The following is a 14977-nucleotide window of genomic DNA, read 5'->3' on the forward strand; positions in this document are numbered from 1 at the left end:
TGAGGATGTGCGTCTCTTTGTTTCTACCGCCCTCCCTTTTCCTTCCCCCCCCCCCCCCCCCCAGCCCGGGTAATCGCACTGGATTACGGCTTGGACCGGCCGCTCCACGACTTGCTCACGATCATCCACTTTCCATCGATCTTCGACAGCGCGAGGTAATCCAGACCTTCCCACCGGGGATAATCCAGCATCACCCTGACCATTGCCGCGCTCTCGGTCACTTCCAGAATCTCGTAGCTGCGTTTGCGCAGCGCCTCGTCGTCAGCGGGCTTGCCCGGGAAACCGCTCGCCCACTCTTCGGCGGTTTGGGTAACCACGGCGCCCCGGGCCGTCGAGTAGCCCACCACGACCCCATCCTTTCTCAGAATCTCGAAGATCAGCTTCGGGTCGCCTGCTTCAAAGCCGCGCATCATTTTCTGCATGACGGCATTTACCGCCTCGCGGTCACCGCTCTGCGCCAGAGCCCAGCCGGGCGCGAGGAGAAGCGTACCTGCCACAACAACGGATCGGATCAGTGTCTTCATGGGTCTTCCAGTGGTCATCAAGGGGGTGAATGTGGCCGGCGGTCGCCGTTCATCGGCGCGGCCCCCGGCGTGTGGAGCACGGGTACTGCCGGTGGCGCCTTATTTCCGGGCGATGTCGCCGAGCACGCGGACCACGGCCTCCGCGACGGGGGCGGCGGACGCGTAGTTCTGGCCTGTCACCACGCGGCCATCGACTTCGATGTACGGCGCGTTGCTGTCTATCGCCCGGAACGTGCCGCCGCGGGAGACCACCGTCTGGCGGATCAGGAACGGGAACTGCCTGAAGTACGCGGCATCCTGTTCTTCGTGTTCTTCCGGATAGCCGGTGATCCGCTTGCCCGCGAGCAGGCTCCGCCCGCCGGACAGGGTGAGGTTCACCATTCCGGCGGTGCCGTGGCAGACGGCAGAGACGACCCCGCCATTGCGCTCGTACACATGCATGGCGATGCGCTGCAGGGCCGGATTCTCCGCCACCCCGTACATGGCGTTGCTGCCGCCGACGTAGTAGACGGCACGGTAGCGGGCCGGATCGATCTGTGACGGGGTGGCGGTGTTGCGCAGCCCGCGCATGATGCGGTCGTCCGACAGCCGGGACGCCACGTCCTCGCTCACATAGGTGTCGAGGATGGGCACGTCGCCGCCATCGGGGGAGACGAAGTCCACCGCGTAGCCCGCGGCATGGAAGGTGTCCCAGGCATGCACCACCTCACCGAAGCTGATGCTGGCCGGAAGGGTGGAGGTGCCGTGGACCTTGCTGCTGGCCAGGATGAACAGGATGCGGTTCTGGCCGGCATCGGCGGGAGGGCTGGCGAACGTACTGGCCGGCCAGGCAATGAGCAGGAAGAGGAGGGTCAGCAGAGAGCGGAGGGATCGGAGTGGATGCATGAGCGCTGGCTCGCAGGAAGGAGCCAGCACACTAGCCAATACCCATCAAATCAATGTCTTGCGATAGCTTTCAGGAGTGCTGGAATCGCTTTTCGGAGTCGCCGCTGCCCGCCCGGAAGGCCGCAGGCGTGACGCCGGCCCACTTTTTGAAGGCGCTGTGGAAGGACGACATGGACTGGAAGCCCGCCTCGTCGGCCACCACCTCCAGCGGCTTGGGCGGCACCTGCTGGAGCAGCACCTTGGCTTCGCCCACCCGCAACTGGGCCAGGTACTGCTTGAACGAGGTCTGGTTGTTGTCGTTCAACACCTGCGACAGGCGCGTCTGGGGCACGCCCAGCCGACGGGCGAGGCGGGGCAGGGTCAGCGTGGGGTCCAGATGCAGCCGCTCGCGTTCCATCAGCTCGGCCAGCGCCTGCAGATGGGTGGCGGCTTCGGTCTCGGGTATCCGGCGGTCCTGGTACGGCTCGATCGGCGCCTGTCCGGCGCGCAGCCGCAGATGGACCACCGCGCTGGAGGCCAGCACGAACGTGAAGGACAGCGCCCCGACGATGTAGGAGGTGTAACCCGCCGTGTAGTAGGCGAACCAGATGACCCAGATGGCGGCCACCGTCCCGGTCAGCAACCGGCCCGAAGGCGTTCCCGACAGCCGGCGGCGCTGCAGAAGCAGCTGGGCACTGGCGAGCAGCAGGTAGCCCAGCCACACGTAGTTGATGCCCGGGGTGATCCACTGCCGCCACAGGTCGGGGTGGTCGACATACGGCAGGAACACGTTCACGGCGACGGTAAGCAACAGGACCCCGCCGATGTGCCAGCGGTCGGCCCGCCCGGGGCCGGACATGTCGCCCTGGCTGGAGCGCACCAGAAAGAACAGGCAGGGTCCGATCAGGAAGCAGGCGGTAAGCCCGATCTGCAGGGCGATCCGGGGAATGTCCGGCCAGAAGTAGAAGACCACGGACTTGCCCGTGCGCACCGCCACCATCAGGATCAGCAGCGCCAGCCACCGCGGCGTAGGTGCGCCCTTGGCCCGCCACCAGAGGAACGAGGCGGCGGCGATACCGGTGAAGGCACCGAGCATGGCGAAGAAGAACAGGAAGTGTTGGCCCAGCACGATCGATCCGTCGAAGTCAGCTGCGGGGAACGGTAGCAGGCTGGCCGGGGAGGTGGAATGTGCCAACGCTCACTGGTCCACCAGGAACCGGCACGCATTGGCCCAAGCGAGCTCATATCACAGGCACATGCGTTGGTATTGATTGAATATGTGACGAGCATGCTTCCATTTTCCGCGATTATGTGGAAACCGGTGGCCATGTTATACATGGGGCGCGACAAGGGGTACACGGATGTCGCATCCACAACACGCAAACAGCTTCACCAGCGCGGCCGCAGTGGGCACCTGGTCCGTTTCGGCTGCGTCACGCAATTGAACGAAACCCCGAGCAATGGTCACTTACCATGGAGCAAAGGTATGTTCTCGATATGGACACGGCCCCTCAGCATCGCATTGCTGGGCCTCGCCGCCGCCAGCGCAAACGCGGCAGCGCCAGGCCGACTCACCGTACAGGAAACAAATGATCTGCGGCAGCTGATCGACAGTGCGCCGCCACACGGCGCGCCCGCGTTGATGGATCTGTCAAACCCGGCGCACGAACGCGCCTACTACGCCCTGCTGCGGCTGAACGGCATGACGCCCGAGCGGCGGCCGAACCTCTACCGTACGCTGGCCAAGGTCAAACAGACGCATGTTGGCCTGCGTGCAGACGGCGCCCCGTTGCCGGCACTGTCGCTGCAGAGCAGCGCCTTTGCGGGTACCGATGCACCCCGTAACGACTATGCCGTGTTGAACATCGGCACCAGCGACTGGAAGAAGATCGATTCGACAGCGTTCAGCACCATGTTCAACGGCTCCCACTACTCCAACACGATGGTGACCGTCACCGATTCCAGCGGTGATGTCATCAAGAGCAATGCGGCCGAGGAATGGGATGGCGGCCGCGATATGGCCGTTGACAGTGGCGAGGGCGAAAACAAGACCGGCGGCCTTATCGACGCCGTCGGAATCTATTATGGCGAGGACAAGTCGGGCGCGCCCTACGGCCCGGTCTACGCCGCCATCTCGGGCGGGTATTTCCCCAAGCAGGTGAACAACGACAGGCCGACCATCACCACGACCAACACCAACATCGTGGTCTGTCTCAATCGTGCCAACGCCGATCCAACCGCACCCACCGCCTGCGACTATGGCCCGACTGATCCAGGCCGGATGCCGCCCGACATAAAATTCCCGTTCAAGGGCTCGGTCCAGTACCACGACCCCATCGACATCGACCCGGCGACGGGAAAGCCACCCAAGGGTCTCTACAGCGTCACACTGTCGCTCACCGGCCGCAGCACGGGCGGCAACTGCAAGATGGTGGACATCGCCGAAAAGTTCATGAACGATCCGAACACGAAGATCAAGGGGGACACGATCACCTGGGATCTGGAACCGGCGAACTTCAGTACCGTGTGCTGGCAGAACAACGAGTTCTACACGTTGACGCTTGCGTTGATGCTCGGCGTCAAGAGCGTCCCGGTGTGGGCCACCATCACCAACGCGCCCAACGCCAAGCCCACGATCTCCACCCTCATCACCAAGCAGCTGCAACTGCAGTACGGCTGCATGCTGGAAGGCACGCCCATCCTGATGGCCGATGGCAGCACCAAGCCGGTCGAGAAGGTCGATAAAGGTGACCGGCTGCGCGGCAGGGATGGGACGGAGGTCATCGTGGAGTGGCGCACGACGGGCTGGGATACACATTCGGTGGAGCTCACCGACAAGGCAGGCGGGCGGGTGGAACTGACGCCGCTGCATCCGGTGGCCACGCAACGGGGCATGGTGCAGGCGCGCGATCTGAAGAAGGGCGATGTCGTGTACGGCCCACGTGGCCGCACGACGCTGGCAACAGTGACCCCGCGCGAGGCCCCGAAGGCGTTCAACGTCTTCAACCTCGGCGTGGTCAGCGCGACGGGTACAGCCATCACCCGGCGCGACGATGCCGCGTTCTTCGCCGGCGCACTGCTGGTGGGCGATGCCGCCGTGCAGGGCGAGCTGGCCGCTCGCCAGGCACTCCGCAGCGGGCGCAGCCCCGCGCAGCTGCGCGCTCGGGTTCCGAATGCCTGGCGTGCGGATTTCGACAACTGGACCCGGGAGCAGTCCGCACGGGGGACGCCATGAATGCCACCGCCCAGGGCGACCCGGCCACGCCGATGGAAATCATCTCTGCAACCTACGATGGTCTATCGCTGACCGTGAAGTGGAAGCCCTTCTCGGCGACCGGCCTCACCGGCTACGTGGTGTCCCTGCTGCATGACGGGGAGGGCATGAACAACGTGATGGTCGAGAACCCTGCGGCGGTTTCCTCGATGTTCGGCGTGCTGCTCAAGGCTGGCGACGTTTACAAGGTCTGGCTGACGCCCGTCCTGCGTCCAGGCCGGCCGGACACCGATAGCCAGAGCAACGTGGTCGAGATCCCGTATCCGGCTGCTACGGCGGCAACAGGAGGTGTTGCATGACGATCTGGACACTGCGTCTCTGGGCGTTGCCGCTGATCGCCGCATCGCTGACAGCGGGGGGCAGCCCGCCCGTTGCTGCCGCCCCTGGGGCCCAGGGTACGGCGGGCCTCACGCCGGCACCCGTTGCGCGTCGGCTGAACCTGGAGGATCCCGAGGAGAGGCGGCTCTACCAGGACGTGCTGCGGCGCGCGGGCGTGGCACAGGGCAATCCCCTCTATGGATGGGGCACCACGCCCACGACGGGCAAAAAGAGCAAGGCGAAAGGCGCAGCCCCCCAGCAGGTGTTCACGCTGCTGGGTTTCGGCAGCGACGATGCCGGTCGCCATGTGTCCAGTGGCGCCCTGTATGCAACGGATGCCGACGTCTACAAGATCACGCTGACGCTGGTGGTTACCGACGCTGACGACAATGTGGTCACCCGAGGGCTGATCGACGTAACCGACCGTCAGTCGGTCGTAGTGAACACCCCCACCGGTCCCAACCCCGAGGGCGGGGAGATCAACGCGGTGGCCGTGGCCAGCGTGCTGTACAGGGACGGCACTCCGGAGGTCTTCTACGTCAACGGCGAGGCGGCGAGCTATCCAACCAAGGTGACCCAGCAGGCACCCGCCCGTGACGCCGGCGGCTCGACCCGCAATGACGTACAGATCTGCATCAATCGCGCCACCGCCAAAGATGCACCGGAACCGCGGTGCACTGCCGTGCTCGCTTCGGCGGAGCAAGTGCCGTCGCTGCAGTTGCCGGTCATCGGTTCGGCGGTGTTCGGAGGCGACATCGACGTCGATGCCCAGGGCAGGCCGGACAAGGCCAGTGCGTCCCTGGTGATGGTCGCGGCGGACGGAACGCCAGCGTGCCATATCGCTGCATTGGGCGATGCGTTCTTCGCCGACCCGGAGACGAAGGTGGCGGGCAACACGCTCAGTTGGGCGTTCAATCCGCTGCACTTCGAGGGTTGCCCCATCGCAGCCGGGCCGTACAGCTTTTCACTGGCGCTACAGGTCAATGTCCAGGGCAAGCCTGCCTGGGTATCGGCCAGTAGTGCGATCGAGCACAGTACGGTAACGGCCCGTGCAGTTCCTCCCGTACAGGTGACCGCAGGCTGCCTGGCCAAGGGCACCGCCGTGGCTCTGGCCAAGGGTGGCACCGTGCCGGTGGAGGAGGTGAAAGCGGGTGACACGCTTGCAGGGGAGTCCGGCGGTCTGGTCGTGGCCGCCGTCGCATCGGGAACACGCACGCAATCGCTGACGCTCACCTTGGCCACCGGTCAGCGCATCGAGATGAGCATGATCCATCCGGTGGCAACCCATCGCGGCATCGTCCAGGCGCAGGACCTGAAACTGGGAGACGAGGTGACCACCCGCGAGGGTCGCTCGCGGGTCGCCAGTATCCTGGCCCAGGAGCTGCCTGCACCGTTGCAGGTCTACGACCTGGTCTTGACCCCCGCACGCGGATCAAAAACGCAGGGCTCGACCTTCTACGCGGGAGGCATCCTGGTGGGTGACGCGGCGTTGAAGGCCGGTCTGGTCAATGCAGGTTCCCCCGCCCAGGAGCAACGTCCATGAGCGACCATGACACGCAACACACTGCCAGCCACACGGCAGACGCCCACGCCGCCGCCGACACCCCGATGGTGGTGACGACCACTGCGTCCAAGGCCAACGTCGTGCACGTTCAATGGGCGCCGGCGAGCTACAAGAACTGTGACGGGTACGTCATCGGGATCATCACCGGTGCCACCCGGCTGACCAACTTCCAGGTGCTCGACCCCAAGGCGACCGACGACCAGGTGCAGTTCACCTGCGAGCCGGATGGCGTCTACTCGGTGGTGGTGGAACCCATCATCCGCGGTCGACCCAGGGACGCCCTGAGCTCGGCGCCCGTTGGCATCCCGTACCCCTGAGCAACAGCGTGCTCCGCCCTCCCTGGGGAGGGCGGAGCACGGCACTCAGCCCAGCGTGCCGGCAAAGGTCAGGACCAGGTGGATGCCCACCAGCTTGGCTGGGTCAAGACGGTCTCCGTCTCTCAACTCCCGTGGAATGTCCGCACGCGTGATCTGCAGCATCCAGGTGGCGCCCGGATCGAGATCCACGGCAAGTGATGTGGCCACCGACGTGCTGCCGGTGAACCCCAGCGCGATGGGGTCGGCCATGCCGGGAACGGTGAATGCCACCGGCATCGGGCCCACAAACAGCGTATCCGCAAGCTCCAGCTGCAGGTAGGCGCCGGACAGCGCCACCGGCCCGTTGAGGTTGAACGGGAACAGACTGCGCGGAACCGGGAACTGCAGTGTCTGCACGGCAGCATCCGCGGCCGGGTGCATGAACGCGTACCACGCACTGCTGTACTGGCTCAGCTCCAGCAGGCGCGCCCCCGCGACCTCGTTTGGCACCAGCTCGCCAACTGCCTTCTGGAACGCTGCGCCGCCGGCAAGAGCGGTGTAGTCGATCTGGAGGATGACATCGGAAATAGCGGCAAGGTTGAAGGCGTTGGTCCGCTGCGGCATGTCCAGCGTCCATTGCGAGACGGCCCCCGTTCCCTCGAACGGCACGTAGCGGTCATCGCCATTGTCGGCAGCGCTGCCATCGTCGTCGATCGCGCGTGAGATCGCGATCTGCTGCTGATTGCGCCAGTTCAGCCGCAGCACACTGTCCGCCGGCGCCGTGGCATCCACCCCCAGCAGGAACGCGACCGCAGCGGGATCGTCTTTCATCAGGATGGCGTTCGAGGTCTGGGTCAGCATGCCGTGCAGGTCCTGGTACGGACCCACCACGGAGGGGATGGTGACCCGCAGGCGCTGGATCCTGCGGCAGTAGTGCCCGGGGAAGTCCATGTCGAACAGCAGCTCGCTCAGGCCGAACGTGCACGCCCCGGTGCTCTGCAGGTCCAGCAGCGCCTTGGGGTCCATGTCGCGCAGCGAGAGGGTCTTGCTGATGCTCAGCCTGCGGGCGTTTCCTCCCAGGTAGCTGCGCTCCATCTGCCCCAGCCCCAGCAGCAGGCCCTCGCCTGCAAGGAGGCCCCTGCGCCCGCTGTCCCAGTAACGGAAATCGATGAACGTCGCCGCGCTGTCCATTTCATACTGGTAGGCCCGCTGTGCGGACATGGCCAGGTCGAAGGCGAGCTTGTAGGTCTGGAAGTACAGTGCCGACAGCCGCGTGGACATCCACGCATACAGTTCGGCACTGGTGAACTTGTCGAGCAGGAATCGTCCGGTGTCCTCCGCCTGGGCAACCTGCACAGTGTTGAGCTGCAGGTCGCGACGCGCCATCTCCACCCGGGCCTGCGCCGCCGCGATCTGGCTCTGCTGCTGGCTCACCTCGTAGCCGGCCAGCTGCGCCTGCAGCGACCACTCCTGGCTGCGCCGCTGATAGCCCGCCAGCACCGAACTCAGCGAGGCGGCAAAGTCGAAGTTGCGCGACACCGTGTCGTAGATCGCAGACGCTGCATCGAATGCGAACCCGACCTGGATACCGCCATAGGTCATGGCGAATGGCGACCCGACGTTGGGCACCAGGTGCGCCGCACTGGACATCGCCCGCATGACGCCGGACTGTGTCTGGAACACATTGGCCAACGCCATCATGGCGATGTTCACCTCTTCGGCCGGCGATAGCCCATCGTCCACCAGCGTGGCGTAGTACGTCTGCCGGTACGCCGCCGACGCCTGGGAGGTCTTCAGGCCCGCCAGTGACTGTTCGGCATCAATGATCTGCTGCTGCTTCATCTGCGTGGTCAGGTCCATCACCGCGCTTTCCTGGGCGTTCTGCAGCTGCGCCAGCGCCTCCGCGTCCTTCTTCTCAAGGGCAGACAGCAACGCACCGCCAAAGGCGATGAGCGTCTGGGTGAGCGATGCCGCCCGGTCATGCAGGGTACGGAACCGGTAGGCCGGTGTCGCCGCAGGGCTGTGGTCGAGCACGTCAGGCAGTTGCCCTCCGTTGCGGGCCACCGCGCTGACCAGCGCATTGGGGTCGATGGGCGGCTGGTAGAAGGGCAGCTGACGCACCAGCCCTGCCAGGTTCATGCAGTTGCGCAGCTTGTACAGCCGGTCCTCGATACGGGTCCAGTACGCCACCAGGTCAGCGTTCTCGCCGACACCGAAGTAGGTATGCAACAGGTTGAATGGCGCCGGGTTGTACTGGAAGGTCGCTCCGACGGGTCCCGGCAACACGGTTTCGAGGTCGATCAGGAACTGCGGAATGTGCCCGCCGTAGCTGTCGAGGATGTCCTGGAACGTCATGGGCGCCGGGGTAGGCATCGTGCCGCGGTCGCGCGGCCGGGGGCCCAGCAGGTCGTACGCCATCAGGTACAGCAGCAGCGCCTGGTTCAACGACTCGCGGGTGTCCAGGGAGAACTGCGCATCGCCCCAGTCCAGCAGGTTGTCGATGTAGTGCATCACCACCGTCTTCCGGAAGGCGCCGGGGCGCAGCGCCGCCACCGAGTAGGGGTCGAAGGGATGCTTGTTCCAGCGCAGGATGGCCGTGTTGTCCGCCAGTTCCTCTGCGATCGACGGCAACGAGGTGTCCTCGCGGAAGGGCTGGAACTGCCAGAACACGGCCGGCTCGGCGGTATCGGGGTCCTGCACCGCCGCCGTCGGATTGAAGATGAAGTCGTACCAGCGCTGCGCCTCGGCGAAGCGCTGGTTGGCGTTGAGCAGGGACGCAAGCAGGAACGGAATGTGGAAGAAGACCTCCTCGAAGTAGGGCCTGTACGCCCCCTTGAAGTCGACCTGGCCTCCGCAGAGCACGTCCGGCGGAATGGTGTTCGGCGGCGGCGGAATCCCGTCGCCGGCTGGGTCGCATGCCGCGGTGATGGTGGAGATCGGGCTGTAGAAGCGCGAGAAACACAGTGCGCCGGCGCCATGCGCGGTCTGCGTGCGATTGGACAGCAGCGCCTCGATGCCGCCACCAAACAGGACACGGCTCATTCGGCTTACCGCGCCGGCACTGAGTCGCGTGAACTGCACCACGGCGTCCTGGACGTTGATGGGGTCATCGGTATACGCGCCGCAGCGCAGGATCACCTCATCGGCGTCACCGCTCAACGTGGCGCTGCCGGCGGCCATGCTGACAATCGACTCGATCTGCCGGAACGAGGTGTCGGTGGTGACCGCCAGGAAGCTCTCGTCGCCGTTGTCGAACACCCACCAACCCGGCAGGTTGGCGACACCGATCACCTGCGCCTGCCGGGCAAGGCTGTACAGGCAGGTGGTGGTTACTCCGCCGGCGTACACGCGCTCGTAGTAGTCGGATCCGGCGGAAAGCATGTTGTCGACAAGCACGTTCCGGCTGGGAATCAGTCGGAACGTGCCCTCAAACGAGGTGGCGCCGAACGGTTGTACTCCCTGCGTCGGATTCTCGAAGAACGCCCACGCTTCGGTGGCCTCCAGTGTGTCGTCCAGCACCGCAACCGGCAGCAGCTGGACCGAGCCGGCGCTGCCGGCCGGCATGGCGTTGGCAGCAAGCGATGCGTTGTACACGCTGCGATTGAGCTGCGCGCGATCCTCCGCGCGATCCGCGGTGGCAGGCTTCAGATTCGAGGTGGCGCGTGCGGCATAGGCGTTGCCGAACCCCACCACCAGACGGTCTGACATTCCCTTCACACCCGGCACCACCGTGATGTAGGGGCGATACCAATAGGGCTGGCTGACATCGATGCCCTTCAACGCATCGTCGCTGGCGGTATCCACCAGCGTGGTGGCATACGTGTCGGGCGTCGCGTCGAAGACGACGCCCGACAGCGCCGGCTGTGGTGCAGTCCATGTCCTGTCCAGGCGCTGGTATGCGTAACGGACGGAGCCGCGCAGGCTGTCGACGTTGTTCTGCGTGGTCCCATCCAGCAGGCCGATGCTGGCCTCCTCGGTCTCGACCCAGAACAGGAACAGGCGGCCGAACGCATGCACCGGGGTGACACTGGGGGCTGGAATTTTCAGGTCGACCTTGTTCCATGCCGACCAGATCTCGCCGTCCTGCAGGGTCCGCAGGTAGTACACGAACGGCTCGCCCGCCGACCGGCCAACCATGACCAGCTGATCCACCTGCTCACCGGTGTCCGGATCCGGGGCGGTGCAGTACACCGACCCGACCGTGCGCAGGCTGGCCAGTTCGTCCAACGTTGCCAGGTAGGTCGTGAACGCATTGGTGACCACCGCATCGGTGATCTCGCCCTGCTGGAGCTGGTCGAGCAGGGTGGCAAACAGGGGGGTGCGCGACCGCATCAAGGTCGGGTCGATGTAGCTTTCCGGATAGAGGAATATCTTGCGGTTGGCTTCCCACAGGCGGTAGCTCGACAGCCAGCTCCAGGTCAGATCGGAGATCTCCGCCCTGGTTATTCCTGGCTCCAGTGCCATCCTGCAGCGCTGCAGGTACATCTGCGCCGCCAGGGTGAGTTCGAGGATGGGCGTGGTCATGTTGCAGCTGCAGGACTCCACGTCCATCAGCAGGTACTCGCTCAGCCCACGGGGCGAGTCGACCATGCGCACCTCCGGCCGCAGCACCAGCACCGCAAGCGCTACCAGCGCCCTGCGGCGGCTCTCGGCCACTGCATCGCGCGCCGGCCGCGACATCTCTCCCCAGGTGGCATCGCCGTACCTGGCCTTCAGCACATCCAGCGCCGCCTGCGCCACTTGCTGCCATTGCACCCAGGCGGCCGCATCACCGCCAGGCAGCGTGGGCAGCGGAAGCCGCGCGTAGCCGGCACTGCGGGCGAGCGCGAGCATCGAATCCACCTGCAGACCGGACTGGCTAGCCCGTTGGCCACAGAGCCGCATACGCTCAAGGCCGGGCAGGCTGCTGAACGCCTCGCTGTCTCCCCACACTGCCTGGATCAGTGCCGCGGACTGCGCGACCGGCCATCCGGTGAGTGCCTGCAGCGCAGTGAGCTTCAGCTCCGGCGGCTGCATCGGTGCAAGTAGATAGCCGGCAATCGTGAAGCCGCTGGTGGCAAAGGCCTTGAGCAGGCGGGCGTACAGGGACAACAGCCACAAGTCGTACAGCCGGGGGTGAGCCAGGTCGCGGAAGTCGAACGCACCGGGAATCACGCAGGCGATGTTCATGTCCCGTGCGCCGATACCCAGCCGGGCCGCAGCGAAGGCGAGGCGGTCTGCGTTGAGCAGCGCCTCGACCAGCGGCACGGGATCGGCCGGCGGCGTCAGCAGCAGCTGCTGCGGCAGCCCCAGCTCACCGACCGTGAGGGTGGCCACACCGCGTGCCATTTCCACCTCGGTGTCGAACAGCAGGGCCAGCTGCGTGTGAATGCCCAGCAGCTGTTCATCCAGTGCATTGCCGAGCACGGCGGCCACATGGGCAATGCCCCCACTGATCTCGATCAGACGGCGCTGTACCGCATCGATCAACCAGCCTCGATCCGGCAGATCCGGGAACAGGAAGGACAGATCGGTAGCGGACGTCACTTCCGTGGTGAGCGTGTCGCCGTCGAGCAGGCCCGCGGCAGTGAGTTGGGCGTGCGCCTGCGCGGCATTGTCGCCGGTCAGGGGACGCACCGCTAGCCGCGTCACGGTAACGGGCAGCAACGGCGCCACCACCGGCAGGCCGGGCGGTTCGGGAAGCAGCACGACGCCGGCGGCATCCAGATCACCGCGCTGGACCAGCGCCTTGAACAGCGCCTCGGAGGTATCCGCGTCGATGCTGTCGAACACGAATGCCTGGGGACCCAGCAGCCAGCCCTTGCCGAGCGCGCGCAGCGTCGCGAGGAACGCCGGCATGTTCTGCGGATCGAGCACGCCCGGCACCCGGCCGAGCACGGGTCCATCGACGATGTAGCCGATCTCATCCAGCGACAGGCCGCCCAGGTCGGCAGCGTCCTTGAACGCCACCAGCGCCAGGATGCCCTCAAGATCTGCCGGCATCCCATCGCCCAGCAGATCAATGGCCTGAAGAAGCGCGGGCAATTTCAGTTTGAGCGCACGGGCAAGCCGGGCCATGCCATACAGGCGCGAAAGCGTGGGCACATCCAGCGTGACAGACGGCCCTGCAGTGAGGCGGGCGACCAGCAGGCGCAGATCGGCCTCGTTGAGGCGCAGCGAGCCGGTCAGCCACGCCAGGATGCGCCGGTTGTCGGCATCCTCGTTTGCGGGTGACCAGACGATGGGCACGGACGTGAACAGCGGATTGCCCGCGAACGTCGGCCGGTAGGGCGTGCCACTGTCCAACACGCGCGTGCTGTTGAAGGTCCGGTCAAACAGATCCTGCGGACGGGCATCGGTGCCGCGCCCGAAGGTCTTCACCACGGAGAACAGCGCGCAGGCCTCGTCCACGGGCAGCGCGAGCCGGTCCTTGAGCTGTGACAGCAGGGCAAGCTTCTGCAGCGTGGTCTCGCCGAGCGCACCGTCCCCGCAGCAGGCGATGGCCCAGTCGAGATCGGCGAACGACCAGCCACACGCGGCGGCCAGCCTGAGGAAGCGGTTGATGCGGCCCAGCCGCACGCTGCTCAGTCCTACCAGCAGGTCCAGGCTGTAGTTGGCATCGGTCAGGTCGCTCGCCACCGTGATCGGCGCACCGTCGTCACCTGCATTGATGAAGAACCGGCCGGGCAGTCCCTTCTCGACCTCAAGTGGGCTCAGGTCCTGCTGCAGCAGCGTATAGACCGCAGGCGTGTCAAGACCGGTGACCTGCGAGAACACGGCCAGCTGGGCGACGCTCTGCGGCGGGCTGGCCTGGGCAGGAGCATCTGTCAGCGTCGCGGGCCAGGGCGTGTCCACGGTAAGCGTGCTGCTGTCGTCGACCCGGGTGATGACGCGCAGGGTGCCGCCAGCGTTCACCACCCAGCCGGTGATCGCGTCGCTGAACGAGGTCCCGGTCAACGCGTTCTTGCCGGCTACCGCCGATACGTTGCCCAGCGCGACCGGCAACGCAATGGGCGAGGGAGCGGACGACTGCGCCGGCAGACCGTAATACTGGGACAGGTGTGCGTCGGCGGTGTCGTCCGTGCACACGATGGCCGCCTGTTCGCGGCTGAGGCCCAGCGTCTCCCGCGCCACATCGATGGGCCCAGGCATGCCGGCGGCGCCGCCCTCCTGGGCCAGGAATGTGGTGTAAACCGTGGCGAGCGACTGTCCATCGATCCCCAGCGTGGCCCGCAGGCCGAGCAGGTGCAGGTTCTGCGGAAGGAAGAACGGAAAGACACGGGTGGCGATCGCCAGGTCCGCGTCATCGCCCAGCGCCGCGGCCAAGCGCGTGGCGATTACCCGGTTGGCCACCTCGACCTTGGACACCGGGTCCAGGGTATTGGCACAGGTAAGCCCGGTGCTGAACATGTCCGGCCGCCGCGCGGCGAGCGCGTAGGGCGGGGCTACGTCGGGGTTTCCGGCGACGATGGTTTCTTCGATCACCCGCATCAAGTCGACGTAGTACGCCGACGGCCCGAGTACCGACTGGCACTCGGGGACCTTCATGTAGTCCAGCGTACCGAACAGATCGGTGTAGCTGGGGAGGTCCGCGACAGCGGCCAGCAGGGCATCGTCGGGCCGCAGGTAGCGGTTTCCGCGCACATGCGGCGAGAACTGGTCGCGCAGCCGCGCCCAGGTATGGGTCACGCGCGACTGCACGCTGCAGGCCTCATCGTGCACCTGCGCCGCGATCCCGGCCGACCCGAGTGCGTCGCCATACCGGGCAACGAACCGGGCGCGGGGAACCGCTGCGATGTGGTGCGCGCTGTTCAACCCCTCGGCGTGCAGAACATCGGCAACAGACGGGGCCAGGCCCAGCTGGGCCATGCGCTGGTAACGATGCAGCGAGGTGCGCACGCCGTCTTGGTCATCGCCCTCCAGTCCCAGCGTAGCCAGTGTGTCGGGGCGCCACAGATCCAGCGTCAGCAGGTCAAGGTCGCCATTGGCCGCCGACAGTACGGCAAGCCGGGGATGGGCGTGGGCGGCGTCGGCCAGCGTGACGCGGGCGCCACGGCGCCCGGAGGGCCGCCGCGCGGAGAGGGGACTGCCGGGAACAGAGGAGTCGAGCATTGCCAACCTCGTTGCGCGAAGCAGAAAGACACGGTGGGTGACGCTG

Annotated in this window: 8 protein-coding genes; 4 read left to right on the forward strand and 4 right to left on the reverse strand. The window is 66.0% G+C overall.

The features are described from left to right. Nucleotides 1–83: 83 nt before the first annotated feature. From ACO6VK_RS06645 to ACO6VK_RS06655, 3 genes are all read right to left on the reverse strand, one after another. Nucleotides 84–524 carry a nuclear transport factor 2 family protein gene (locus ACO6VK_RS06645; RefSeq protein WP_422506115.1) on the reverse strand — a complete coding sequence of 147 codons (441 nt, stop codon included), beginning with the start codon at nt 522–524 and terminating at the stop codon, nt 84–86. Between the two features lie 99 nt (nt 525–623). After that, entirely contained in the window at nt 624–1409 is a 786-nt protein-coding gene (locus ACO6VK_RS06650; protein ID WP_422506116.1) for a type 1 glutamine amidotransferase domain-containing protein, read from the reverse strand. Between the two features lie 70 nt (nt 1410–1479). Then, entirely contained in the window at nt 1480–2517 is a 1038-nt protein-coding gene (locus ACO6VK_RS06655) for a helix-turn-helix domain-containing protein (protein ID WP_422506117.1), read from the reverse strand. A 132-nt stretch (nt 2518–2649) separates the two neighbouring features. Between ACO6VK_RS06655 and ACO6VK_RS06660 the strand changes: the two genes are divergently transcribed. The 4 genes from ACO6VK_RS06660 to ACO6VK_RS06675 are packed head-to-tail and all read left to right on the forward strand — an operon-like array spanning nt 2650 to nt 6861. After that, the gene (locus tag ACO6VK_RS06660) at nt 2650–4623 is read left to right on the forward strand and encodes a hypothetical protein (protein ID WP_422506118.1); all 1974 of its coding nucleotides are present in this window, start codon (nt 2650–2652) and stop codon (nt 4621–4623) included. Continuing rightward, nucleotides 4620–4961 carry a hypothetical protein gene (locus tag ACO6VK_RS06665; protein ID WP_422506119.1) on the forward strand — a complete coding sequence of 114 codons (342 nt, stop codon included), beginning with the start codon at nt 4620–4622 and terminating at the stop codon, nt 4959–4961. The genes ACO6VK_RS06660 and ACO6VK_RS06665 overlap by 4 nt, the downstream gene beginning before the upstream one ends. Continuing rightward, nucleotides 4958–6523: a hypothetical protein gene (locus ACO6VK_RS06670; RefSeq protein WP_422506120.1), complete on the forward strand. Its 1566-nt coding sequence runs from the start codon at nt 4958–4960 to the stop codon at nt 6521–6523. Before ACO6VK_RS06665 ends, ACO6VK_RS06670 begins: the two co-directional genes overlap by 4 nt. Then, nucleotides 6520–6861, forward strand: a complete 342-nt coding sequence (locus ACO6VK_RS06675) for a hypothetical protein (protein ID WP_422506121.1) — start codon at nt 6520–6522, stop codon at nt 6859–6861. Before ACO6VK_RS06670 ends, ACO6VK_RS06675 begins: the two co-directional genes overlap by 4 nt. A 45-nt stretch (nt 6862–6906) precedes the next feature. Here ACO6VK_RS06675 and ACO6VK_RS06680 read toward each other — a convergent pair whose 3' ends face one another. Then, complete coding sequence (locus ACO6VK_RS06680) at nt 6907–14931, reverse strand: neuraminidase-like domain-containing protein (RefSeq protein ID WP_422506122.1); 8025 nt, start codon at nt 14929–14931, stop codon at nt 6907–6909. Nucleotides 14932–14977 lie beyond the last annotated feature (46 nt).

Source organism: Stenotrophomonas sp. GZD-301 (genome assembly GCF_049310345.1).
Lineage (GTDB): Bacteria > Pseudomonadota > Gammaproteobacteria > Xanthomonadales > Xanthomonadaceae > Stenotrophomonas.

Excerpts from the sequence above, each read along its gene's own strand:
- ACO6VK_RS06645 (WP_422506115.1), bottom strand. The coding sequence starts at position 524 with ATGAAGACACTGATCCGATCCGTTGTTGTGGCAGGTACGCTTCTCCTC.
- ACO6VK_RS06650 (WP_422506116.1), bottom strand. The coding sequence starts at position 1,409 with ATGCATCCACTCCGATCCCTCCGCTCTCTGCTGACCCTCCTCTTCCTG.
- ACO6VK_RS06665 (WP_422506119.1), top strand. The coding sequence starts at position 4,620 with ATGAATGCCACCGCCCAGGGCGACCCGGCCACGCCGATGGAAATCATC.
- ACO6VK_RS06670 (WP_422506120.1), top strand. The coding sequence starts at position 4,958 with ATGACGATCTGGACACTGCGTCTCTGGGCGTTGCCGCTGATCGCCGCA.
- ACO6VK_RS06675 (WP_422506121.1), top strand. The coding sequence starts at position 6,520 with ATGAGCGACCATGACACGCAACACACTGCCAGCCACACGGCAGACGCC.
- ACO6VK_RS06680 (WP_422506122.1), bottom strand. The coding sequence starts at position 14,931 with ATGCTCGACTCCTCTGTTCCCGGCAGTCCCCTCTCCGCGCGGCGGCCC.